The 24,693-nt window shown below is 46.1% G+C and carries 21 protein-coding genes and 1 tRNA gene; 11 read left to right on the top strand and 11 right to left on the bottom strand.

All coding sequences use genetic code 11. From position 1 onward, the window contains the following. Positions 1-64: 64 nt before the first annotated feature. Positions 65-2,908, bottom strand: coding sequence for a bifunctional [glutamate--ammonia ligase]-adenylyl-L-tyrosine phosphorylase/[glutamate--ammonia-ligase] adenylyltransferase (glnE, locus tag OO774_RS13665; protein ID WP_264903176.1), 2,844 nt, complete (start codon positions 2,906-2,908; stop codon positions 65-67). Between the two features lie 111 nt (positions 2,909-3,019). After that, positions 3,020-4,276, bottom strand: a complete 1,257-nt coding sequence (locus tag OO774_RS13670) for a methyl-accepting chemotaxis protein (protein ID WP_264903177.1) — start codon at positions 4,274-4,276, stop codon at positions 3,020-3,022. Positions 4,277-4,343: 67 nt separating this feature from the next. Here OO774_RS13670 and OO774_RS13675 point away from each other — a divergent pair, with 67 nt between their 5' ends. Then, positions 4,344-5,117 (top strand): ion transporter, encoded by a 774-nt coding sequence (locus OO774_RS13675; RefSeq protein WP_264903178.1) that lies wholly within the window; start codon positions 4,344-4,346, stop codon positions 5,115-5,117. A 218-nt stretch (positions 5,118-5,335) separates the two neighbouring features. On the opposite strand, the gene OO774_RS13680 is transcribed toward OO774_RS13675, so the two are convergent. After that, positions 5,336-6,868 carry an inorganic triphosphatase gene (locus OO774_RS13680; RefSeq protein WP_264903179.1) on the bottom strand — a complete coding sequence of 511 codons (1,533 nt, stop codon included), beginning with the start codon at positions 6,866-6,868 and terminating at the stop codon, positions 5,336-5,338. A 212-nt stretch (positions 6,869-7,080) separates the two neighbouring features. On the opposite strand from OO774_RS13680, the gene OO774_RS13685 reads away from it, so the two are divergent. The 3 genes from OO774_RS13685 (at position 7,081) to OO774_RS13695 (ending at position 9,941) form a co-directional block, all read left to right on the top strand. Then, entirely contained in the window at positions 7,081-7,761 is a 681-nt protein-coding gene (locus OO774_RS13685; protein ID WP_014230765.1) for a TIGR00153 family protein, read from the top strand. A gap of 126 nt (positions 7,762-7,887) precedes the next feature. After that, positions 7,888-9,147, top strand: coding sequence for an inorganic phosphate transporter (locus tag OO774_RS13690; RefSeq protein WP_264903180.1), 1,260 nt, complete (start codon positions 7,888-7,890; stop codon positions 9,145-9,147). 182 nt (positions 9,148-9,329) lie between these two features. After that, complete coding sequence (locus OO774_RS13695; RefSeq protein ID WP_264903181.1) at positions 9,330-9,941, top strand: TIGR04211 family SH3 domain-containing protein; 612 nt, start codon at positions 9,330-9,332, stop codon at positions 9,939-9,941. 66 nt (positions 9,942-10,007) lie between these two features. Here OO774_RS13695 and OO774_RS13700 read toward each other — a convergent pair whose 3' ends face one another. Together OO774_RS13700 and OO774_RS13705 are read right to left on the bottom strand one after the other, a co-directional pair. Beyond that, positions 10,008-10,703: a general secretion pathway protein GspB gene (locus OO774_RS13700; protein WP_264903182.1), complete on the bottom strand. Its 696-nt coding sequence runs from the start codon at positions 10,701-10,703 to the stop codon at positions 10,008-10,010. Further along, positions 10,703-12,355: an ExeA family protein gene (locus OO774_RS13705; RefSeq protein ID WP_264903183.1), complete on the bottom strand. Its 1,653-nt coding sequence runs from the start codon at positions 12,353-12,355 to the stop codon at positions 10,703-10,705. Before OO774_RS13705 ends, OO774_RS13700 begins: the two co-directional genes overlap by 1 nt. Before the next feature lie 128 nt (positions 12,356-12,483). Between OO774_RS13705 and OO774_RS13710 the strand changes: the two genes are divergently transcribed. Continuing rightward, positions 12,484-13,704, top strand: a complete 1,221-nt coding sequence (locus OO774_RS13710; RefSeq protein WP_264903184.1) for a multifunctional CCA addition/repair protein — start codon at positions 12,484-12,486, stop codon at positions 13,702-13,704. A 228-nt stretch (positions 13,705-13,932) separates the two neighbouring features. Here the strand turns inward: OO774_RS13710 and OO774_RS13715 are convergent, their stop codons facing one another. The 3 genes from OO774_RS13715 to folB are packed head-to-tail and all read right to left on the bottom strand — an operon-like array spanning position 13,933 to position 15,590. Then, positions 13,933-14,736, bottom strand: a complete 804-nt coding sequence (locus OO774_RS13715; RefSeq protein WP_264903185.1) for an undecaprenyl-diphosphate phosphatase — start codon at positions 14,734-14,736, stop codon at positions 13,933-13,935. A gap of 15 nt (positions 14,737-14,751) precedes the next feature. Next, on the bottom strand, positions 14,752-15,234 hold the full coding sequence (gene folK / locus OO774_RS13720; protein WP_264903186.1) for a 2-amino-4-hydroxy-6-hydroxymethyldihydropteridine diphosphokinase: 483 nt from the start codon (positions 15,232-15,234) through the stop codon (positions 14,752-14,754). Then, a complete protein-coding gene (gene folB / locus OO774_RS13725) occupies positions 15,231-15,590 on the bottom strand; it encodes a bifunctional dihydroneopterin aldolase/7,8-dihydroneopterin epimerase (protein WP_264903187.1) in 360 nt (119 codons plus the stop codon). The genes folK and folB overlap by 4 nt, the downstream gene beginning before the upstream one ends. Before the next feature lie 251 nt (positions 15,591-15,841). Between folB and plsY the strand changes: the two genes are divergently transcribed. Beyond that, positions 15,842-16,453: a glycerol-3-phosphate 1-O-acyltransferase PlsY gene (plsY, locus tag OO774_RS13730; protein WP_264903188.1), complete on the top strand. Its 612-nt coding sequence runs from the start codon at positions 15,842-15,844 to the stop codon at positions 16,451-16,453. 25 nt (positions 16,454-16,478) lie between these two features. On the opposite strand, the gene OO774_RS13735 is transcribed toward plsY, so the two are convergent. After that, positions 16,479-17,294, bottom strand: coding sequence for an alpha/beta hydrolase (locus OO774_RS13735; RefSeq protein ID WP_264903189.1), 816 nt, complete (start codon positions 17,292-17,294; stop codon positions 16,479-16,481). A gap of 84 nt (positions 17,295-17,378) precedes the next feature. Continuing rightward, positions 17,379-18,395 (bottom strand): tRNA (adenosine(37)-N6)-threonylcarbamoyltransferase complex transferase subunit TsaD, encoded by a 1,017-nt coding sequence (gene tsaD, locus OO774_RS13740; protein WP_264906116.1) that lies wholly within the window; start codon positions 18,393-18,395, stop codon positions 17,379-17,381. A 229-nt stretch (positions 18,396-18,624) separates the two neighbouring features. Between tsaD and rpsU the strand changes: the two genes are divergently transcribed. The 5 genes from rpsU to OO774_RS13765 all read left to right on the top strand — a co-directional run bounded on the left by rpsU (position 18,625) and on the right by OO774_RS13765 (position 23,427). Then, the gene (rpsU, locus tag OO774_RS13745; protein WP_001145625.1) at positions 18,625-18,840 is read left to right on the top strand and encodes a 30S ribosomal protein S21; all 216 of its coding nucleotides are present in this window, start codon (positions 18,625-18,627) and stop codon (positions 18,838-18,840) included. Positions 18,841-18,868: 28 nt separating this feature from the next. Then, a complete protein-coding gene (locus tag OO774_RS13750) occupies positions 18,869-19,312 on the top strand; it encodes a GatB/YqeY domain-containing protein (RefSeq protein WP_264903190.1) in 444 nt (147 codons plus the stop codon). A gap of 143 nt (positions 19,313-19,455) precedes the next feature. After that, positions 19,456-21,225: a DNA primase gene (dnaG, locus tag OO774_RS13755; protein ID WP_264903191.1), complete on the top strand. Its 1,770-nt coding sequence runs from the start codon at positions 19,456-19,458 to the stop codon at positions 21,223-21,225. A 99-nt stretch (positions 21,226-21,324) separates the two neighbouring features. Further along, positions 21,325-23,196, top strand: a complete 1,872-nt coding sequence (gene rpoD, locus OO774_RS13760) for an RNA polymerase sigma factor RpoD (RefSeq protein ID WP_264903192.1) — start codon at positions 21,325-21,327, stop codon at positions 23,194-23,196. A gap of 155 nt (positions 23,197-23,351) precedes the next feature. Next, positions 23,352-23,427: transfer RNA gene (locus tag OO774_RS13765), tRNA-Ile, on the top strand. A 431-nt stretch (positions 23,428-23,858) separates the two neighbouring features. On the opposite strand, the gene OO774_RS13770 is transcribed toward OO774_RS13765, so the two are convergent. Continuing rightward, a complete protein-coding gene (locus OO774_RS13770) occupies positions 23,859-24,413 on the bottom strand; it encodes a porin family protein (protein WP_264903193.1) in 555 nt (184 codons plus the stop codon). Positions 24,414-24,693: the final 280 nt, after the last annotated feature.

Genomic DNA, 24,693 nt, shown 5'->3' on the forward strand with positions numbered 1-24,693 from the left:
TGGTCTCCAAAAATTAAATCGTGCAGAGTTTACCACAGCCCTTGTCGTGGCTAAATATTTCGCCTTAACTGAACCACTGATTCCATGCCTGCTTCACCCACTCTCTTTCAGCAACAAACTTATCTTCGACAACATCTGCATCTAAATTGAGCAGGTTTCGGTGATGTATCTCATTACGCATTGAGGTATAGGCGTTTATCAGTTGCATCGCTTGGTGTTCGTCCATTACCCCTTGTGCAATAAGCGTTTCAAAAATTCGTACGTTATCACACCAACGCGTTAATTTAGGTTTAGCATGGCTGTAGTTAAGTACCAGATACTGAGCAAGAAACTCGATGTCGGTAATGCCTCCAACATCCTGTTTAAGCATAAAGCGTCCTGCTTTTTTTCCACCGAGATGATCGCGCATTTTCTCGCGCATCTCGACTACCGCTTGTTTAAGCGCATCTTGCTCTCTCTCTTTACACAAAACGTCATGGCGAGTGTTGTGGAAAGCGACGGCTAGCGGCTCGTCACCATATATCATTCGCGCACGAACCAAAGCCTGATGTTCCCAGGTCCAGGCTTCCTGATGCTGATATTCGTCAAAGGCATCGGTTGGGCTCACCAGTAACCCTGAGGCACCCGATGGGCGTAAGCGAGTGTCCACTTCGTACAGAATTCCTGATGCGGTGCGGATAGAGAAAATATGGATGATGCGCTGCGCTAAGCGAAGATAGAACTGGCGGCCATCGATTTCTTTCTTACCATCAGTGTACACGCTGACCGGACAGTCATGCATAAACACGATATCCAAATCAGAGTTGTAACCCAGCTCCCAGCCGCCAACTTTGCCATAACCAATAACCGCAAACCCTCGGCCTTCACGGTCTTTGACATGGGTAGGTTCACCATACTTTTCTGATACCTGCAACCAGGCCTGGCTGACAACCGCTTCCACAATGGCTTCTGCCAGATAAGTTAAGTGGTCACTCACTTTCATCACAGGTAAGGCACCAGCAATGTCTGCCGCAGCAATACGCAAGATACAAATTTGCTTGAATTGGCGCAGTGCTTCCATCTGCTGTTCCATGTCGTCTTCTGGAATACGCGCCAGATAATCGCGCAGCTCAACTCGGTAGCTGTCTAAAGGAATCGGGTTGTACAGTTGCTGCGGATCGATCAGCTCATCAAGCAGGATTGGGTAGCGAGACAACTGCTCAGAAATCATCGGACTCGCCGTACACAGTCTCACGAGTTGCACCAGCGCTGCCGGGTGTTCATCTAAAAGCTCTAAGTAAGTGGTTCGAGTACAGATTTTGTGCAGCAAGTGCAGCACTCTTGGTAAACCAAATTGCGCGTCCGGGTGAGCGAATACCGCATCGAAGACTTTAGGCATGAGTCTGGTCAGCACTTCTCGCCCACGAGGCCCAAGTGTTTTCTTTGCGATATCTTGCTTAAACGCCATTATGCTTTTCGCGCAAGAGGCAAAATCTTCCACCTGAATATCTTGCTGCAGGATATGTTCAATGACATCCTGCTTTTTCGCCATATCCCACAGTTCATGAAAATGACGAGCAACAGTACTGCCTTCATCTTCTTCATCATCACCAATCAACGCATCGAACACCTGATGAACGTTACCCATATGTTGCTGAGTCTGCGAGGTCAACTGCTCCCAGGTGTCGCATTGCATTGCCGTCGCCAATTTCGTGCGCTCTATATCGCAGTCTGGAAGTGTCTGAGTCTGCTTATCTGCCATGGCTTGCAGCAAGTTCTCTAACCGGCGCAAATATTTATATGCTTCTTCCAAGTTCTGAACTTCTTGCGATGTCAACAAAGCCAGCTCTTCAATGCCTTGCAGTGTTTCCAGCAATCCTCGATTACGCAGACAGGGCTCGCGCCCACCTCGGATCAGCTGGAATACCTGAGCAATAAATTCAATTTCGCGAATACCGCCCGCACCAAGCTTAATGTTGTTATTTAATCCACGACGGCGCACTTCACTGCTGATCATCGATTTCATACGGCGTAAGGACTGAATCGCACTGAAGTCGATGTAACGTCGGAACACAAATGGACGCAGCATCTTGCGTAGTTCTTGGTACTGGGGATACATTTCACACCCCATCACACGAGCCTTGACCATTGCATAGCGTTCCCAGTCTCGGCCTTGCTCCTGATAATAGTCTTCCAGAGCCGCATAACTCATCACCAACGGGCCACTTTCACCGAATGGGCGTAAACGCATGTCAACGCGGTAACAGAAACCATCAAAGGTTTGCTGATCGAGTGCTTTAATAATGCGCTGGCCAAGACGGGTAAAGAACTGCGCATTGGCAATACTACGCCGAGTACCCTGAGTCTCACCGTTTTCTGGATAGGTAAAAATGAGATCGATATCGGAAGAGAAATTAAGCTCGCTACCACCGAGCTTGCCCATACCAATGACTAACATAGGCTGTGCTTCACCTTCAGCATTGGTGGGCGTCCCCCACTCTTTACAACAAGCCTGATATTGCCATTGGTAAGTTTCGAAGATCAGCGCCTCAGCCAGTTGAGAAAGATGACTCAGTGACTCTTCCAGTGTCCAGGCATGGAGGAAATCCTTCCACGCAATATAGACCATCTCACGATTACGGAACTGACGTAATACACGATGACCTGACATCTCATCCTGACACTCTGCCAGTAGTACCGCCAGTCTTGTCCGGTAGGATGCTTGTCGACTGGGCTCCGCCACCATCTCTGGCAAGTCCTGAGCGAGCTTTTCATCTCGATGAATGGCTTCAGTAATGAACTGACTCAGGCCAGAGACATAGTAAAATTGTTCTGCTAATTCACTTGGCCACAATTGAAAGTAACCAGCTTGCTGAGCATTTTGAACGGCAGATTCAGCGACAGAAATCAACGACGGAGGCAACTGCATTTTTCTTCCTTGTGAAAAGCACGATAAATGAGGTTTAAGTTATACCAGAGTTGACGCAAATAAAAACGCCCACAAAAGGTTTGTGGGCGTTTAATCATAAGCTGTAAATTCTTATACACTGAATGACTTAATTTTCTTGTCTAGCTCTTCAGCGTTGCTTTGCATGGTTTCAGACGTTTCCAACAGCTCGGTCACCACAATCACAGAAGCTTCCACCAGTTCTCTTACATTGGTTAAGTTTTGGCTCATTTCCTCTGCGACACTGCTTTGCTGACCAGATGCCGTGGCAATTTGGAAGTTCATATCATTGATGTGCGTGACCTGGGTAACAATGCCATCCAGCTCAGTGCCAGCATTCGAGACCAGCTCATTTCCTTCAGCAGCCTCAACCACGCTTTTCTCCATCAATTCCACAGCAGACTCTGCACTGGTTTGCAGTTGAGTAATCATTTCCTGAATTTCAATCGTCGCTTGTTGTGTCCGCTGTGCCAGGTTACGAACTTCGTCTGCGACGACTGCAAAGCCTCGTCCAGCTTCACCTGCTCGTGCCGCTTCAATCGCCGCATTCAGTGCCAGTAAGTTGGTCTGTTCAGAAATACCCTGAATGGTTCCCACCACACTGCCAATTGCTTCCACGCGCTCTTCAACCTGATTAACGGCCTGAGCAGAAGAGGCAATGTCGGTAGAAAGTTCACTCATTTTCGCGACGGTGCTCTGTAAGAACTGTTGGCCAGAAACCGCCTGGGAAGATGCTTGTTCCGTAAGAACTGATGCCTGATGCGCATGCTCCGCCACCGTTTGAACAGTAGAAGACATCTCACTCATCGCGGTGGCAAGCTGATCTATCTCATTGAACTCTTCTTGAGCAGACTCTTTGGTTTCAGACATGCTGATTGTCATCACTTCGGTCAGAGCCGATAACTCATCAGAAGCATTGACTTGCATTTGGATCACGTCATGTAATTGGCGACGTGTTTTTTCCAGTTCTCGTGCCACATCTCCGTATTCGTCCTTGCAATCCATACCAAAGGGTACCGATAAATTCTTGCTCGCCATCAGTTTTATTGCGTCATTCAGGTATTGAGTTTGACGCAGCATGACGCGTGCTGCCGCAAACAATAAAACAACAAAGACGATGATAAGTAACGCAGTCTGCCATACAACCTGAGTGAGGTACGCCTCGTAGTGCTGCTGAGCAACATCGACATTCTGTGTCGCATCCAACAATGAATCGTAAAACGTGTTGGCATCCCAAAGTTGCTTTGCCACAATCAAAATAGTACTGAAGACCATTAATATGACCATTTTTGGTACCAGTCGAATGTCGGATATGACTCTTTCCCACGGCTTAAATGCCAGTTTTTCCATTGTCAGTTCTCCACCGAGTCTTATATAGTTTTTGTCATTCTGTTACGCGAATTATTTCGAGATTTGTATGAAAAACAACGATATCAAAGACAGCACACGTCCAATGGGACTTTTGTCATTAGTTCTGTCCTTTTTGGCATTATTTGTGACCTCAGGCCTGTTATTTTTTTCGATCGATCGCGAAACCCGTCAAGTACTTATCGGTCTGGACTTCATAATCTGTAGTATTTTTATCTTACAACTCACCATTGATTTGATCCGCGCCACAAATCGGTGGACGTTCCTTAAGCTCCATTGGATAGATTTTATTGCCAGTATCCCAATGATCGAGCCATTACGCTTTGCCAGAGTCTTTCATATTTTGCGTATGATACTGGTACTGCGCTCTTCTAGATTCATTCTCCATCAACTCAAAGAGAACCGTCGAGAGACAACCGTCGCCTCCATCCTATTGTTGATGGTGATTTTAATTACTTTAGGCTCTAGCACGATGCTGTTCATTGAAGCCAAAGATCCTGCAGCCAATATTCGTACAGGGGCTGACGCTTTATGGTGGGTGTTTGTGACTATTTCGACCGTAGGATATGGCGATCATTATCCGGTGACCAGTGGTGGTAAATTCCTGGCTGTAGTGATCATTGTTTGTGGCGTGGGGATCTTCGGTATGATCTCAGGTTTAGTCACGTCAATCGTGACCGCGCCAACCAAGCAGGAAGATCACCGTACTCAACATACTGAGCGCATGTTGAGTAAACTCCTCGAGCAGCAGGAAACACTACTTAATCGGATTCATGAACTGGAAATGCAGCAACAAGAGCAACAGAGTCCAAAAGAAAAATAGGGCTTCATGGTCGAATGCCGTTCGTTTAACAGCGAACGGCATGTTTAAGTCCCTGCCATCCTGAACAGCGACGAAGGAGCGTGATTCAGGATCTAGTTGCCGAGTACTTTATGCCCAAAGTTATTTCATAACGGCTCAGGGCGCTGCTATTAGATTCCTAGTCTCGCTAGAGCTCGCTGGAATGACGCAGATAAAAATCGTTTCAACGTTTAATGTCATTATTCTCGCCAGTAGGGCTGCGCTTCAACGCTGATGGCGCGGGTTTGATCCATCGCATGCAAGATAGAACGCTCTTGACGGTGCAACCAGCGTTCTAGCTGCTCTTTTTCATCAGCTTGCAGCATACCCACCAGCGGCAACAAGTGATTCAGCATCAACAGGTCATCAATACCATGAACCAGATCCGCCCACGGAAGACGGAAGCTGTTCCGCTCATCGCTGTTGTACAGACTCGCAAATCCAATTCCAGTGTAGAGGTTACGCAGCAAACGGTAGCGCTGATCGACATAATCCTGCGCAGACAAATCACGCTCTGCCGGGAACGCTTCCATCAACTCCGCCCAAGTGCGATCCAGCTGCGTCACAGAAAATGGCATAATGTTGCTCGCCATTTTTTCACGTGCTTTTTCATCCAAGAATGGCTGCCAGCCACGCGCAAGAATCCAACGGCTCAGGTCAAGCAACAAGCCTGTGTAACGTGCTGAGCTTAATAGCTCCAGCACTTCTTCACGGCTTGGAAGCTCTTGTAGCTGCTGGGTTAGCTCAGAAACCAAGAACTTGCGAGCGTCAAGCTTACGCAGGACGTTTCCTTTGTCATCAAGCAACTCCTCAAGGTGAGCATGTTCGTCTAACCACCCAAGCTCTTCTTCCAGCCACTTTAGTTCTTGACGCAGAATCGCACTGGCTCGACGTGGGACAACGCCACCAAATATGGTTAAGGTCTGACGGATAAAACGCAGCGCATTGCTGATTTCGCGTAATGCTTCGACACACTCACGCTCCGCATAGATTTGCTCATGGTAATGCCAGTGGGACAACGCGTGCTCTAAAGAGTTAATCAGACAATATTCCACGGTGTCTGTGCTACGGCTGTCGACTAAAGCCAACGGTTTTACCTCATCGCCTGCATAGCCAGTTGCCAGACGATAGCCTTTGGCCGCTTTGCTTAAATTCCCCAGACGCATACCACCTTGCTCGCAGAAGCTACGCGCTAATGTAAACAGAGCATCGGTTTGGCCGGATTTGAGTTCCAGTTCGACTTCGCAAATTGGCTCTTGTCTCTCTTCTCCCTCTTCACCTTGAGCGATAACCATGCCTTGATCAAAGGCAACTTCAACCTGACTGCCATCAGGCATACCAATTAACCACTGCTCACGAGTGAAGTTAGTCGAAAATAATGGGGTAAGTTCGGATTGCAAGGTCTCGACATCTTTACCTGAAGGCCAGATGTCAGAAGGATGAAGCGTGAGATCCGGCTCGTCGCTCGTGTGCTCAGCATTGTATTCTGGTCTTTGATGTAAACCAGCGACGACGCGTCCTGCGGTTTTCACGGTTTGAACAAATACATCATCAAAACGGCGAATTCTTAAACCAATGTCATGCTTTCTTAACCATTTATCGCCAGTATCAAAGTAGGTGTTACCCAAGTCACGACAACTATGCTGAAGTACTTTTGTCTCAGAAATTTTTTCCTTTAAAGTTTCTGAAAATTCAGGAGAAACAAAAAACTTCAGTTCTATTTCGGTTTCCATAGCTATACCTTTCAAAGCAGATAGAAACAGGATATTGCGTATTTTCTTACACGGCAAGAGAGAAATATCACTCGAATGATGATCTAAAACAGTTTTAAAGAGCGATTTAATGAGTTAACATGCGCGCCTTTATAGCCATCGTTCAACATTTCGCCAAGACTCAAGAAATGGTGTATGTTTTTTTTAGGTTATAGTTATTAGGTTGAATGACCATGCCAGTAAATACAATTATGGGGTTATTTGCAAAGTCCCCTATAAAGCCTTTGCAACGCCACGTTGTCTGTGTCAACGAATGTTGTTCACACCTGGTGAAATTCTTTGAAGTTTCTTCAAAGGGTGACTGGGAAAAAGCAGCAGAAATCCGTGCTCAAATCTCTCATCTTGAGAAAGAAGCGGATGTTCTGAAACGTGAAATCCGTCTAAAACTGCCTCGCGGTTTGTTTATGCCAGTAGACCGTACTGACATGCTTGAGCTTCTAACTCAACAAGACAAGCTTGCTAACTTGGCAAAAGACATTGCTGGCCGTGTATATGGTCGTCAACTTGTCATTCCAGAGGCTCTCCAGCCAAATTTCCTCGCTTACGTTCAACGTTGTCTTGATGCGGCTAATCAGGCGCAAAAGGTAATTAATGAACTTGATGAATTGTTAGAGACTGGCTTTAAAGGCCGTGAAGTAACACTCGTTGCTGAAATGATTCATCAGTTAGACGTCATCGAAGATGATACCGATGCGATGCAGATTGAACTTCGTCAACAACTGATGGCGATTGAATCTGACATGAACCCTATCGATGTCATGTTCTTGTATAAGATTCTTGAATGGGTAGGTGGTATTGCCGACCAAGCGCAGCGCGTAGGTGCTCGTTTGGAAGTCATGCTATCTCGATCTTAAAACATAAGTTAACGACATAACGAAGAGCTTAATTAACACGTGTCATAAGGACGATGACGGTTTTCATCGTCTTTTTGGCGCGCGTAAAATTTTGTTCCGCTTGTTATAAAACAACTAGGTATTACGATGGATATCCTTGCGAACTACGGCACTGTCCTGATTATTGTTGCAGCGATTTTTGGTTTCATGATGGCAATTGGTATTGGCGCGAACGACGTTGCCAATGCGATGGGTACATCGGTAGGTTCAAAAGCGTTAACCGTGAAACAAGCCATCATCATTGCGATGATCTTTGAATTTGCGGGTGCATATCTTGCAGGCGGTGAAGTAACCGACACTATCCGTAAAGGTGTTATCGAAACATCTCTCTTTGCTCACCAGCCTGATGTCCTTGTCTACGGCATGATGTCAGCGTTACTTGCGGCGGGAACTTGGCTTCTGCTAGCTTCCTACATGGGGTGGCCGGTATCAACGACTCACTCAATTATCGGTGCGATCATCGGTTTTGCGTGTGTATCTGTAGGTACAGAAGCGGTGGACTGGGGGAGTGTTCAGGGCATTGTCGGTAGTTGGATCATTACACCAGTTATCTCCGGTTTCTTTGCATACGTGATTTTTGTCAGCGCACAACGCCTGATTTTTGATACAGAAAATCCACTGTTTAATGCAAAACGCTTTGTGCCAGTTTACATGTTCATCACCACAATGGTGATTGCACTGGTTACCATCAAAAAAGGTCTTAAGCACGTTGGTCTTCATCTGACTAATGGTGAAGCTTGGATGTGGGCGGCTGTGGTATCGGCACTTGTTATGGCTGGCGGTTACTTCTACATTCAGAAGAAATTTGCTAACCGTGAAGATGATCACAGCTTCTCTGGTGTTGAAGGCATCTTCAGTGTTCTAATGGTCATTACGGCTTGTGCGATGGCATTCGCACACGGCTCAAACGACGTAGCAAACGCAATTGGCCCTCTTTCCGCGGTAGTATCAACCGTTGAGCACATGGGTGAAATCACAGCGAAAAGCACAATCGCTTGGTGGATTCTGCCACTAGGCGGTATTGGTATCGTTGTAGGTCTTGCGACTCTGGGCCACAAAGTAATGGCAACCGTTGGTACAGGTATTACTGAACTAACACCAAGCCGTGGCTTTGCAGCGCAGCTAGCGACGGCATGTACGGTTGTTCTGGCATCTGGTACTGGTCTACCAATTTCAACCACTCAAACCCTGGTTGGTGCGGTTCTGGGTGTCGGTTTTGCTCGTGGTATTGCGGCACTAAACCTAGGTGTGGTTCGTAACATCGTTGCTTCATGGATTGTTACGCTACCCGCTGGCGCACTATTGGCTGTGGTATTCTTCTACGGCATTCAAGCAATGTTTGCTTAATTAAGACATCCGTCAATAGAATGTAAGCGCTTTGTCATTATTGACTCAAACGCACAGAAAGGGAGGCTTTGCCTCCCTTCTTTGTTGCACCAAAGTTTGAAACTGCATACTATTCGTCTAATTCCGGCTCCAATCATACGGTGCCAACGCTGTATCCAAGAAAAATCGTTAAGGGATTTACTGTGAAAAAACTAATCATCACGGTTTTGTTTACTTTGCTAGCAGCGCCAACGGCCCTAGCTGCAAACCGTTATATTTCTGATGACCTATTCACTTTTATGCACTCAGGTCCAAACAACACTTACCGCATTATTGGTAGTGTTGACGCTGGCTCTCAAGTACAACTACTAAGCGCAAATAAAGAGAGCGGTTATACACAGATTCGTGATTCTCGTGGCCGTACTGGCTGGGTGCAAAGCAAATTTGTCACCAACGAAGAAAGCATGGCGATTCGCCTGCCTCGTATTGAAAAAGAGCTGGCTGAAGTGAAAGAACAACTGGCCAATGCTCGTCAGACTTCGGACACGGAAAAAGCCGGTCTTGTGACCTCGCTAGAAACGCGTAATCAACAAATTTCTGATCTTGAGAACAAATACTCAGAGATCAGCGACCAACTGACTTCGATTGAAACAGAAAATCGTGAGCTGCGCGCTAAACTTGATACGCAAAAAGATGACATGCTGCTGAAGTACTTTACTTACGGTGGTGGCGTTGCGGGTCTGGGTCTACTATTTGGTTTGGTGTTACCTCACCTAGTGCCACGCAAGAAGCGCTCTCCTGCGGGCTGGGCATAATCACTCCCTTAGAATTGAATATTCAAAAGGCCACATTGTTGTGGCCTTTTGCTTATTTGGACTGAGTTAACCTTCCCACTCATACAGGGCCGGAATCCGGATCTGCTCACCCTGAAAATCAACGATCACCGCTTGTGGCTGGATCTCTTTTAGTGTGATCTGGCCATCCACCACATCGCCTTGATGATATTCCACGTTATTAATTTTTACCCAACGACGCTCGGCATCACTGGCATACATATGTGTTTGTAAGTTGAGAGCAGGCAAACGACCCTGCCACCGCTGAGCATTCCCCTCCAAATCATTGACGGGAGCCACACGCTGTGGCGCTATTCCTTCACTTCGGCGAGACAATGCATTCTCAACCTTCATCGCCAAGTCCGGTGACAGTGACGATAAATCGATATCTTCCAAAGTGAAATCTAAATCGTCATCGCTGGCTTGATTTTGAGTCGCTGGCGATTGTTCTCCTTGAGAGCTGCTCGCATATTCTTCAGGTTGTAAATAAGTCCCTAAATCACCGGATAACTCTGCACTTGGCCACTCTCTTGGTAACTGTGCTAGTTGTGAGATTTCTGGGTAGTCCAATATCTCAAATGGCTGTGCTGCAGCATTCTTAACCGTAACACGAGCTGGTGTTGTTGGTGTCGCAGGCGTCGCGGACTGAGAGCCAGGAACGAGCATCTCCAAATACCAGGCAGCCCCTAGGGCAGAAATACCAATAGGCAAAAGCAACAGGCTTGCATGCTTGGCGATAGACATTACACCTCCTCCTTATCAATGCTTGCCAGCGTTGGCGCATTAGGCTGCACATTCTGTTGTAATCGATCTAGCGTACGCTGACCTGCTATACCGTCAACACCAATGCCTTGCCAGCGCTGAAAGAGTTCGACGCGTTCTTTCAACTCAGAATCAAACATCGAGGTTCCCAAAGGCCGCTCACTGACTGCTTCAGCAAGCAATTGATCTAAGACTTCAATCGCGGGCCCTTGCATATCCAACCGCAATGTTTCTTGAAGCGGCGATTGCCATAGCTCAATGATATTTCCCTGCCACATTGGTTTTAACCAGGAAAGTGGTAAACGCAAGCGATGTTCACCATTAAGCACTTCAACTTTATCGTCGCCTACAGCGTAGAGAATCACATAGCCGATCTCGCCTTGATAATTCAGCTCCAAGATCACGGGTCTATTTTGCTTTACCAACAACGGCCATGTGGCCATTCTCCTTTCACAAACCATGGTCGATTGCGCCTCTGATAAACAGAGGTTATCGCGCACAGAAGCTCGGTAACCCCATAACTTGTACAGGTCGTTGACTGCAAGGTTGGATTGTTTTTGTGACAGCAATAATTCACGTTGCTCGTCAGTTAGCTGATCGTTTAGCACAACGGGTTCAACTGGCTCAGGAGCACTCTCAGGAACACTGATAGCGACGGTCTCTTCTACAAACGCAGAAATGGGGTTCTTCGGCATATAGTTAACGGCAGCCCAACCAACACCGAATGCCGCTGCCACCCCTATGGCTGCAGTGCCCCAGGCAGGCCAGCCAAACTGACGACGAGCCCTCATCTGTCCGGGTTTGTTGTCTTGCTGATAAATGTCGGCCTGAAACTGCATGACTTCTTCACAGGCGCGTAAAACCATTTGCTTATCGACAACAGCACTGCCTTGGTGATAACTCATGTTAAGCGCTTTATCGCAAATAAGGTTAATCAACCTGGGAATACCGTGACTGTACTTGGCTATCAGTTTGGTTGAACTGCGATTAAATAGCTGTTGATTCCCTCCAGCAGTGTGCAGTCGGAACGCAATATAATCCTCGGTTTCTTTTTCATCCAAAGGCAATAGGTGATAACGACCAGTAATTCTCTGAGCGAGCTGACGTAACTGAGTGGTTTGTAATAATCGTTGTAATTCTGGCTGGCCAACCAAAAGGACTTTAAGTAGCTTTCTGGTCTCAGTTTCCAAATTGGTCAACAAACGAAGTTGCTCTAAGACCTCAGCGGAAAGGTGTTGCGCTTCATCGATGACAAGTAACGTCTGCCAGCCAGCATTGTGATTGTCTAGCAGATAATGATGAATCACTCGATTGAGCTGCTTCAGTGTCGCATCTTGCGGGTAAATGATATTGAATTCATCACAAATCGCCTCCAGAAGATCTCGAGTCGAAAAAGTCGGATTAAGAATCAAACCCGCCTTAGTGGTCTCGTCCAGGTTGGCCAGCATAGCTTTTGCCACAGTGGTTTTTCCTGTCCCCACTTCACCAGTCAACATGGCAAACCCGCCCCCATCACCTAACCCGGCTTTAAGGTGCGTAATCGCTTCTTTATGACGTTGACTCAGATACAAATAACGAGAGTTTGGAACAATCGAAAAAGGTTGCTCAACAAACCCGAAAAAGTCCTTATACATAGGATCTCCAGCTAACAAACCACCCACTTTTGCTCAGACACATAAATGCATCTGCCGTTGGGAGTAAAGAAAAGTACCATTGCTTGCTACAATGTCCAACGACATATCAGTAAATTAAGAGGTTGTTCGTGCAAGTTTACTTAGTAGGTGGGGCTGTCCGGGATCAATTGCTCGGAATTGATCACTATGACAACGATTGGGTGGTGGTTGGCGCGACTCCCGAAATGATGCTTTCTCAGGGATACACTGCTGTAGGGAAAGATTTTCCGGTATTTCTTCATCCGCAAACCAAAGAGGAATATGCGTTAGCCCGAACAGAGAGGAAATCAGGCTCAGGTTATACTGGCTTTGAATGCTTCTTCGATCAAAATGTCACCCTGGAAGAAGATTTGATTCGTCGTGACTTAACCATCAACGCCATGGCAATGGATGACCAGGGTAAGCTTTACGATCCCTACGGCGGTCAGGACGATCTTAACAATCGACTCCTGCGCCACGTCTCTGATGCGTTTATCGAAGATCCGCTTCGAGTTCTGCGTGTGGCCCGCTTTGCAGCCAAGCTCGCGCCATTAGGCTTTACGGTGGCAGACGATACCATGCAACTGATGCGTGATATGTCTGCATCCGGGGAGTTAGACACACTGACACCGGAACGCGTTTGGCAGGAATGGCATAAATCGCTATCTTCGCCTCGTCCCGATATTTTTCTTGCTGTACTGCATGATTGCGGCGCACTGGCGGTTGTCCTGCCAGAAATTAACGCACTGTTTGGCGTGCCTCAACCTGAGAAATGGCATCCTGAAATTGATACTGGCATTCACACCTTAATGGTTGCAGAACAAGCGGCGAAGCTCAGCGTTTCTCTGCCAGTTCGTTTTGCGGCACAAGTGCATGATCTTGGCAAAGGAACAACGCCAAAGAATGAATGGCCGAGCCACAAAATGCACTGCCATACGGGCCTTAAACTGATCAAGGAACTGTGTGAACGTGTCCGTGTCCCCAATGAGTTTCGTGATTTGGCTTTGATGGTCTGCGAACAGCATTCCAACATTCACCGAGCAGCCGAGTTAAAACCGCAAACCATCATCAAAATACTCAACAAGTTTGATGTATGGCGTAAAGCCGATCGACTGCATGATATTTTAATCTGCTGTCAGGCTGACCATGCAGGTCGAAAAGGGTTAGAAGATCTGCCTTATCCTCAAGCGGAGATTTTTACCCGAGCTTACCAAGCCGCAGTAGCCGTGGATGTTCAGGCTATCATTCAGGACGGATTTAAAGGGCCGGCGATTCGAGATGAACAAGAAAAGCGGCGGATTGAAGCGGTAAGAGTCGCTTTGAATAAGTGACCTGATCTAAGGTTAATTAACCGAATGCTACTCATGCCAGGTCATTCCTGCGAGCTTAAGCGAGACTAGGAATCTAATATCAGCACGCAGGGAAGTTTTAGAAATGGCCTAAGCTACAAGAAACTCGGAGAGAAGATTCTGAATCACGCTCCTTCGTCGCTGTTCAGAATGACGTAGCGGTTTAGGTTTGCAGCTTGCGGTTAAGCAAGCTGCAAATCAGGCAATTTATTAGGCATTAAGCAAAAAAGCAAATAGGCCCACGCCCAGAATCAGACGGTAAATAACAAACGGTGTCATGCCCATACGAGAAATCAGCTTGAGGAAGAAGTGGATACAAATGTACGCACTCACAAACGATGTCACGATGCCCGTCAGCAGAAACCCAACGTGCACGGGTTCGCTACTGGTGACCAACTTCATACCAAGATAACTACCGGCAAGAGTGATGATAGGAATCGACATCAGGAATGAGAAACGCGCGGCGGCCTGACGGGTAAAACCAAGGTAAAGCGCTGCAGTAATCGTCGCACCAGAACGAGAGGTTCCCGGGATCATCGCCAGGGCTTGAGTCACACCAATAAATAGCGCTTTCTTCCAGCCAGTCTGGTATTCGTCTGCTTCCTGTTTCGCGTGTTTATCCGCCCACCAAAGCAATAAACCAAACACAATCGTCGTCGTTGCGATCACGTAGGCACTACGCAGATATACTTCGATGATATCTTTCATCAGTAAACCAAACACACAGGCTGGAATCGTAGCCAGTACGATCATCCACGCCAGTTTCGCTTCTTTACCACGATCCCCTTTAAAGATAGAGGCAAACAACGCCCGAAATAGCGTAAGCACTTCATAACGGAAATAGAGCACCACAGCCATCAAGGTCCCGACGTGAACAGCGACATCAAATGCAAGGCCTTGATCTTCCCAACCAAGAATAGCGGAAGGCAGGATCAAATGTGCGGAGCTGGAAATAGGCAAAAACTCCGTTAGACCCTGAATAAGAGCCAAAATAAAGGCTTCCAAATAACTCATGTAAATAACTCAAATTTAAAGTGAAAAAGAAACTGGTTTAAGACAATCAACTGGCTGCATCGCGAGCCAAACATCCGCAACCGTGCGTCCATCACCAGGAATAATCAAATGTGGTTCGAGATCATACAAAGGCTTTGTGACAAAGGGATATTTATAGATATCACTGCGAGGCAATTCAGGTTTTTGCTTAGAAATGATCTCACCAAACAACACTATATCCAGATCCAGTGTTCGATCCTGATACTTTTGCGCATTTTCTTCTCGCCCCCACTTAAATTCAATCTCACGCAGGCGATGGCTCAACTCTTCTAATGATAAAGTTGTACGCAGAGCAATCACAAAGTTGTAGAAATTCTGGCTGCTGAAACCAATTGGTTCACATTCATATATCGGTGATACAAGAAGATCTTCTCCAAGCTGTAGCAGCTCTGTATAAGCAACCTTCGCATGCTGCTCTCTGTCTATATTCGTACCGACACCGATATAAGCGGTGATCATGCCTGACCTCGCTCAATCACCACACCTACCGCGCGAGCTTGAGGAACCGCACCAGGTTTTGCTAAGCGAATTTTAATCCAAGGTACCGAAAAACGTTGCATGATCAACTCTGCTATTTCTTCCGCTACACGTTCTACCAATAAAAAACGACCATTCTCTATGTGATTTAATACTGCTTCACTCACTTGCGAGTAATCTAATGCATCTTGAACATCATCACTTTTACCAGCAAGCTTATTGTCATGTGCCATTTCGATATCCAGAACCAGCTTTTGTTTAATTTGCTGTTCCCAATCGTACACGCCAATCGTGGTGATCACTTCTAATTGTTCAATAAACACTTTATCCAGAGCCATCTTATGTCCTTCTATTGCAGAGGTCGGATACCCATTGAGGGTAATTTGATCGTAATATTCTATACCTAAGCCACTTATTATAAGGTTGCTATAAAGTGGCTTAGGTATAAAAACTGCAAAACACCTTTATATACAGGAACTCACATAATGCAAGCTCCTTCGTAGAGAGTGTTTCTGCTAGCAGCAGATTCACGCTATGATAGCAATTACGCTGGAACTGAGCATTAATTTCCAATCCATCAAGGACTTCTATGGACGCACTGGCACTGATAATGACAATGGCCGCCTACTTACTGGGTTCTATATCCAGTGCGGTGTTAATTTGTCGTCTGTTAAAACTGCCAGACCCGCGTAAAGTTGGCTCTAATAATCCAGGCGCAACCAATGTATTACGCATTGGAGGTAAAGGGGCTGCCATCTCTGTATTGCTGTGTGACATGCTCAAAGGCACCATTCCGGTATGGGGGGGCTACTTCCTCGGTATTAACCCGATCATCCTTGGCGTCATTGCAATCGCCGCATGCCTTGGCCATATGTATCCTATTTTCTTCCATTTCAAAGGAGGAAAAGGCGTTGCCACCGCTCTGGGGGCTATCGCGCCAATTGGGCTTGACCTTACAGCATTAGTGATGCTGACCTGGCTCTGCGTCGCGATCATCTTCCGCTATTCATCCCTTGCAGCCCTGGTTACTGTCTTGCTGACGCCCTTTTATACCTGGATGTTCAAGCCACAGTACACCTTACCCGTAGCGATGTTGTGTTGCCTGATTGTATTTAAACATCACCAGAACATCCGACGCTTGTTAACCGGCGAAGAGCCTAAAATTGGCCAAAAGAATCTGACAGAAAAAAACTCGGCATAGTGCCGAGTTTCTGTTTAGCGCAGTCTTAAGAGTAAACTTTATTTAGAAAGTTCAACAACATCTGATTGACGAACTCAGGCTGCTCCAGTGAACTGATATGACCCGCTTCTGGGATCTCAATCAGCTGACTGCCTGTAATGCAATCATTCATCAAATAAGATTCGAACACCGGGCGAGGCTTATCTTCACGTCCTACTGCAATTAACGTCGGCAAAGCAAACTTCTCTGAATCTTCAATCACATCACGTCGGCCGAAGACCATTCGACCAATTCGCGCTACTTCAACCGCACGCTCACCCTGCAGTGCTTGCAAGCTTTGCTTAAATGATGCGATGAGCTCTGGATTCGCTTGCTCGACATTGTTGGCAAAGAACAGCGGAGCGACAGCGTCGACAATCGGCTCAGGTACCGATTGAACTTGATTGATGGTATCGAGCATGGCGAAGTACTTTTTGTGTGTGACTTCTGGCTCCCAGCCAATAAAAGTATCCATCAATACCAGCGACTTCACGCGCTGTGGTGCTTGAGCAGTTAACTCCGCGCCCCACATGCCACCAACAGACAAACCAACAATAGAAAACTCTTCCACTTCGAGGTGATCCATCAACGCTAACATATGCTGGGCATAGTCGACTAAAGAGCGTGTTGATGCAGGTGCCGCCTCAGACTCACCATGTGCCCATAAATCCGGCACGATACAGCGATAAAACTGACTGAGAACTTCAACCTGTGGTGCCCACATTTGGTTATCCCACAAATAGCTGTGACCAAATAGCAGTACTGGCCCTTCACCTTTATCCAGATAGGCAAGTTGCTGACCTTCAATTTCAAATTTATTCATTGCGATATCCATTACTTCTTTTTCTATCCGGTGTTGCCAATGAACCAAACATCCCGAGGTTATTTGGGTATAAGATAAATACGATTACGCAATCGGCGTTAATTGATCGATCGGCCAGCGAGGACGGGCTTCGACTGCCATATCTGATACTTCACCGTTTTTCAGGCGCTGCATGCCCGCATAAGCGATCATCGCACCATTGTCGGTACAGAACTCTGTACGTGGGTAGTAAACTTCACCGCCCACTTTCTTCGCCAGTTTTTCTAGTTCAGCGCGTAGGCGACGGTTAGCACTCACACCACCCGCGATAACAATACGTTTCATACCAGTCTGATCCAGTGCTCGCTTACACTTGATCGCCAGCGTCGCACAGACCGCTTCTTCAAATGCCAGCGCGATATCTGCGCGAGTCTGTTCGTCATCGCCATTGGCCGCAATAGTATTCGCCGTGAATGTTTTCAGACCTGAGAAGCTCATATCCAGACCCGGACGATCTGTCATTGGACGAGGAAACTTAAAGCGGCCCGGTGTGCCTTTTTCAGCCAGTTTTGAAAGCAGTGGACCACCTGGGTAATCCAGCCCCATTAACTTCGCCGTCTTATCAAAAGCTTCACCAGCCGCATCATCAATCGATTCACCAAGAATTTGGTATTCACCAATGCCTTTTACTTCGACCATCATAGAGTGACCACCAGACACCAATACCGCAACAAACGGGAACGGTGGCGGGTTGTCTTCCAGCATTGGCGCCAGTAAGTGGCCTTCCATATGATGAACAGGTACCGCAGGCACACCCCAAGCGTAAGCAATACTGCGCCCAATAGTTGCGCCAACCAATAACGCCCCAACCAGACCAGGGCCTGCAGTATAAGCCACACCATCAATGTCTTTTGAGGTAAGGTTTGCTTCTTTTAATGCCTCTTTAATAAGAGGAATCGTCTTCTTCACATGGTCACGTGAAGCCAACTCAGGCACCACACCACCATAATCCGCGTGAAGTTTTACTTGGCTGTAAAGCTTGTGTGACAATAAGCCCTTTTCATCGTCATAAATCGCGATGCCAGTCTCGTCACAAGAGGTTTCAATACCAATAATGCGCATGGTTATCTCAGTATGCTTTCTATATAGAGGAAATTTGGGCGTCATATTACCTTGCCTTCGTGCTGCAAACAAATTTTGTACAGACAATAATCGATAAAAGGCTTTACAAAGCAGTTGTGATCGGATTAAAATTCCGCACCATTTTTGATCAGCTGGTAAGTGACCAAATAATTGTGATTTGGTCTGTTGAATTCCAGCATTAACGAATAACCCCTGAGGTGAAAGGCATATGCCAGTAGTTAAAGTACGTGAAAACGAACCGTTCGACGTTGCTCTACGTCGTTTTAAGCGCTCTTGCGAAAAAGCAGGTATCCTTTCTGAAGTGCGTCGTCGTGAGCACTACGAAAAACCAACTACAGTTCGCAAACGCGCTAAAGCAGCAGCTCAAAAGCGTCACGCTAAGAAGCTAGCTCGCGAAAACGCTCGTCGCGTTCGCCTGTACTAATAACTGAGCTCCATAGAGGAATTTAGTTATGGCTCTGATTGAACAACTCAAAGAAGAGCAAAAATTAGCGATGAAAGCCAAGGACAAATTGCGCCTTGGTACTATTCGTTTAGCCTTAGCAGCCATTAAGCAACGTGAAGTGGACGAACAGATTACTCTGGGCGACGACGACATTATTGCGGTAATGACTAAGATGGTTAAACAACGTCGCGACTCTGTTACGCAGTATGAAGCAGCGGGTCGTCAAGATCTTGCTGATGCGGAGCAAGCAGAAATTACGGTTCTTGAGGACTTTATGCCTCAACCACTGACAGACGATGAAGTTGCGACTCTTATCGAGAGCGCTATTGCAGAATCTGGTGCAGCTGGCATGCAAGACATGGGTAAAGTAATGGGCGTTTTGAAACCGCAGATTCAAGGGCGTGCAGATATGGGTAAAGTAAGTGGTTTAGTTCGCGCTAAATTGGCTTAACACCCCACCCAATTGCAGCAAGCCGTGCTATCCTTTGGAACGCACGGCTTGTTTGTATCTGAATGAAATAACTCAAAGTCGCACGCAAACTTTCTCAGTAATTCATTCGCACCAATCATGATTTTTCTTTTTTGTTAGGTTTTATGGCTGGACACATCCCACGCAGTTTTATCGATGACCTTCTAGCTCGGCTTGATATTGTCGATATCGTCGACGCGCGCGTGAAACTTAAGAAAAAAGGCAAAAACTACGGCGCTTGTTGCCCATTCCACAATGAGAAAACGCCCTCTTTCAGCGTTAGCCAAGAAAAACAGTTCTATCACTGTTTTGGTTGTGGAGCGCATGGCAACGCCATCGACTTCATCATGGAGTTCGAACGCCTAGACTTTGTGGAAGCCATCGAAGAGCTTGCCTCTTATTTAGGTCTGGATGTTCCACGTGAACAGCGTAGTGGTGGTGGGCAGTTTAAGTCTGGCCCACAAGCCAGCAGCAGTGAAAAGCGTAACCTTTACGATCTAATGGGCAGTATCGCTCAGTTCTATCGTAACCAGCTAAAACAGCCAGCCAACAAAGTTGCGATTGAATATCTGAAAGACCGTGGCTTATCTGGCGAAATCGTGCAGAAGTTTGGCATTGGTTACGTGGCTGACGAGTGGGACTTAGTCCGTAAAAACTTCGGCCAGCAAAAAGACGCTCAAGACATGCTCGTGACGGGCGGCATGTTGATTGAAAATGATAAAGGCAACCGCTACGACCGATTCCGCGGGCGTGTGATGTTCCCGATTCGTGACCGTCGTGGTCGGGTTATTGGTTTTGGTGGCCGAGTGCTCGGCGATGGCACACCGAAATACCTTAACTCACCGGAAACGCCCATCTTTCATAAAGGTAAAGAGCTTTACGGCCTTTACGAAGTAATGGAGGCTCATAAAGAGCCGAAGCAAATCCTGGTAGTAGAAGGGTACATGGATGTCGTTGCTTTAGCGCAATATGGCGTCGATTACTCTGTCGCTTCTCTAGGGACCTCTACAACCGGTGATCATATTCGCCAGTTATTTCGACAAACAGATACTATTGTTTGTTGTTACGATGGTGATAGAGCAGGTAGAGAAGCTGCCCGAAGAGCTATGGAAAATGCGCTCGAATACCTCAATGCAAATAAAGTACTAAAAGTTCTATTTCTTCCAGATGGTGAAGATCCTGATAGTTTTGTGCGCAAATTCGGTAAAGAACAGTTAGAGAAAGAGATTTCAAATGCAGAGTCATTAATCGACTTCCTACTAACTGAAATTAAAAAAGAAGCTCCAGATACTGATCCTAAGAGATGGGGGACGTATGTCGCAACAAAAGCAGCACCGCTTTTAGACAAAACGACTGACCCATCTTTAAAAGCATATCTTTGGAAAGAGCTAACTTTGGGTACCGGATGGAGTGACTTTCAGCTACAAAAGTTTCTAAATACACTGCTCAAAAGCAATCCAGAAACTCGACCTCAGCCGCACAAAGAGATCAAACGAACTCCAATGCGTGAGGTTATTGCTCTACTTATTCAAAATCCGAGCTATGCTCAAATGGTACCGGACCTTTCCACAGTGAGAGATTTATCCATACCAGGCCTCAGTTTATTTGTAGATGTACTTGATAAATGCCAGGCGCATCCCCATATAAACACAGGCCAATTATTAGAGCACTGGCGAAATAGCCAGAATGAGGCACTTCTGTCTCGTCTTGCGAGCTGGGATATCCCACTCGATGAAGACAACCAAGAAGAAATATTTTTAGACTCACTGGACAAAATTATTGCCCAGTGCGTAGAAAAGCAAATTGAAAACCTGCAGGCCAAAGCAAGAAGCGTCGGTTTATCAGCCGAAGAGAAAAGGGAGCTGCTAGCACTTATGCTAGATTTAAAAGCGTAACCCTGTTTAATTAGTCAGCATCAATTTAATTTGTTATAGTTAGTGGTTTGCATTTCGCATACTGATTCCTTCACCAGATTACGAAGTTGGATACCGTCTATGGATCAAAATCCGCAGTCACAGCTAAAGTCACTTGTTATTAAAGGCAAGGAACAAGGCTATCTGACCTACGCCGAAGTAAATGACCACCTCCCTGCTGAAATCGTAGATTCAGAACAGGTAGAAGACATCATTCAGATGATCAATGACATGGGCATTAAGGTAGTAGAAACTGCTCCTGATGCTGATGATTTAGCACTAAATGATGACACAAATATTACCGATGAAGATGCAGCGGAAGCTGCAGCCGCTGCACTTTCTAGCGTAGAAAGTGAAATTGGTCGTACTACAGATCCAGTACGTATGTACATGCGTGAAATGGGTACTGTTGAGCTACTGACCCGCGAAGGCGAAATCGACATCGCAAAACGCATTGAAGAAGGTATTAACCAAGTTCAATCATCGGTTGCTGAATACCCAGGAACGATTCCGTACATTCTTGAGCAATTTGATAAAGTTCAAGCAGAAGAGCTTCGCCTTACGGACCTGATTTCTGGCTTTGTCGACCCAGATGCAGACGATACCGCTGCACCGACAGCAACACACATCGGTTCTGAGCTATCTGAATCTCAATTAGAAGATGAAGATAACACAGACGTTGATGATGATGAAGACGAAGACAAAGACGACGATTCAGATGATGATTCTGAAGAAGATGTTGGTATCGACCCAGAACTGGCTCTGGAGAAGTTCAATCAGCTACGTAGTACATACCAAAATCTACAATTAGCGATTAACGAATACGGCTACGAAAGCCCGAAAGCAACCGTCGCTAATGAAATGATGCTAGACGTATTCAAAGAATTCCGTCTAACGCCAAAACAGTTCGATCACTTGGTGAATGAGCTGCGCACTTCTATGGATCGCGTTCGCACGCAAGAACGTTTGATCATGAAGTCAGTGGTTGAATACGGCAAAATGCCGAAGAAATCATTCATCGCTCTGTTCACTGGTAATGAATCAACTGATGCTTGGTTAGATGAAGTTTTGGCTTCTGACAAACCATATGCAGAGAAGATCAAACGTAACGAAGAAGAAATTCGTCGCTCAATCACTAAGCTAAAAATGATTGAAGAAGAAACTTCTTTGAGCGTACAAAATGTTAAAGACATCAGCCGTCGCATGTCTATCGGTGAAGCTAAAGCTCGCCGTGCGAAGAAAGAGATGGTTGAGGCGAACTTACGTCTGGTAATTTCTATCGCGAAGAAATACACCAACCGTGGTCTACAGTTCTTGGATCTAATCCAAGAAGGTAACATCGGCTTGATGAAAGCGGTAGATAAGTTCGAATATCGTCGTGGTTACAAGTTCTCGACATACGCAACGTGGTGGATCCGTCAGGCAATCACTCGTTCAATCGCAGACCAAGCACGTACGATTCGTATTCCGGTACACATGATCGAAACGATCAACAAACTAAACCGTATCTCTCGTCAAATGCTACAAGAGATGGGTCGTGAGCCGCTACCGGAAGAACTGGCAGAACGCATGCAGATGCCAGAAGACAAGATTCGTAAAGTGCTGAAAATCGCTAAAGAGCCAATCTCAATGGAGACACCAATCGGTGACGACGAAGATTCGCATCTAGGTGATTTCATCGAAGATACAACGCTAGAACTGCCATTAGACTCAGCAACAGCAACTAGCTTGAAAGGCGCGACAAAAGACGTGCTTGCAGGTCTGACACCGCGTGAAGCAAAAGTACTTCGCATGCGCTTTGGTATCGACATGAACACTGACCACACTCTAGAAGAGGTAGGTAAACAGTTCGACGTTACTCGTGAACGTATTCGTCAGATTGAAGCAAAAGCACTGCGTAAACTTCGTCACCCAAGCCGCTCAGAGACTCTGCGCAGCTTCCTAGACGAGTAAGCCAGGCGCTCATCAGCGTTAAAAAATCCTAAAAAGGTGACCCTAGGTCACCTTTTTTATTATCCACTGTTCTAAGTGGATAAAAACTAAGCGCAATTAGCCATACTGGTATCTAGACACCTCGCAGCGCTTCCCCTATAATCGTTGACCTATCAGGCCCCTTAGCTCAGTGGTTAGAGCAGTCGACTCATAATCGATTGGTCCGCAGTTCAAGTCTGCGAGGGGCCACCATATTCCAGAAGGCTCGTAGAGAAATCTACGGGCCTTTGTCTTTTCTGGTCCGGTCTATATTCGGCCCTAGATTTACCTCACTATACTTTCCAGTCTGACTGATGGTCCTTCGCTGTCAGTAGACGTTAGCAAGCCGATATCACGAACCTTGGTTAGCTTTCATATCTGAAGCGTCCTAACTCATCTCATAGAACTTCTCAGCGTAGTTTTAGCCACAGGTCTGTATCTCAGCTACAGATTCATTTCGAAGTTGATTTAGCGACGTCAACGAAGACAGTACAGCGCTAAACTCCCAGTTAAAGACTGGACGAGGAGCGGAACAACGACACAATTTGCGTAAAAATTGATGTGATGGGATGTGGGTAATGTAAGGGCTGACTGGGTCAACCTGATATGGCCGACCCAGCACTTTAGAGTTTGGATTAGTTGAGTTAGAAGTAGTAACGAGCACCAGCATAAAAGCCACGTATCGCAATTTCTACGTCATCAATTTCAGTATTTGCGCTTCGATAACCAACATTTAAGCTAATGCTTTCATTAATGTTATACCCTCCCTCTACACCAAATTGATAACCAGTCTCAGATTCTTCAACTGCGTTTGTCTTATCTTTCAGAGTCATTTGACCTAGGCCAACTACGCCCGAAAGGTAAGCACCATTATCAAAAGTATATTTAGGCTTAAGGTTCGCAAAAATCGCATGCCCATCTGCTTTCATCGTTCCTAAAAAATCCACTTCACCAAAATTTTGGTATTCAAGTTCGCCTGCAAGTTTAAAAGATTCTTCTAACTTTGACTCATACCCGACAACGGCATTAAAACCAACGTCATTTGATTCCTCGATTGATACACCACTATTTTCCAGTTCCGTATCATTCGCAAATGCCACATCCGCTCCTAAATAAAAGCCTGTTTTTGTCCCAGCAACCGCTGCACTACTGATGAAAAAAGACAACACTGCTAAAGAAAATACATTTTTAGTTTTCATTTTTATCTCTAAAATTTACTAATTTTTTATAGCCACATATAGCCATGACATTTTAATCAATAATTACAATGAATTATCGCGCGTCATAATATTCAAAACAGTGCTTACAAGCCATGACTCAAATCACATCAACCGAATCATATGCAAAAAGCCTCTTAATCAAATGCTTTTACTAAGGGGGATTAAACCAGCACAACAACCAAAAGTAACTTAAAGCGCACCGATAAAGGCCCGTAGAGAAATCTACGGGCCTTTATCTTTTCTGGTTTGGTCTATATCC

It is taken from the genome of Vibrio sp. STUT-A11 (assembly GCF_026000435.1).
Taxonomy (GTDB): Bacteria; Pseudomonadota; Gammaproteobacteria; order Enterobacterales; family Vibrionaceae; genus Vibrio.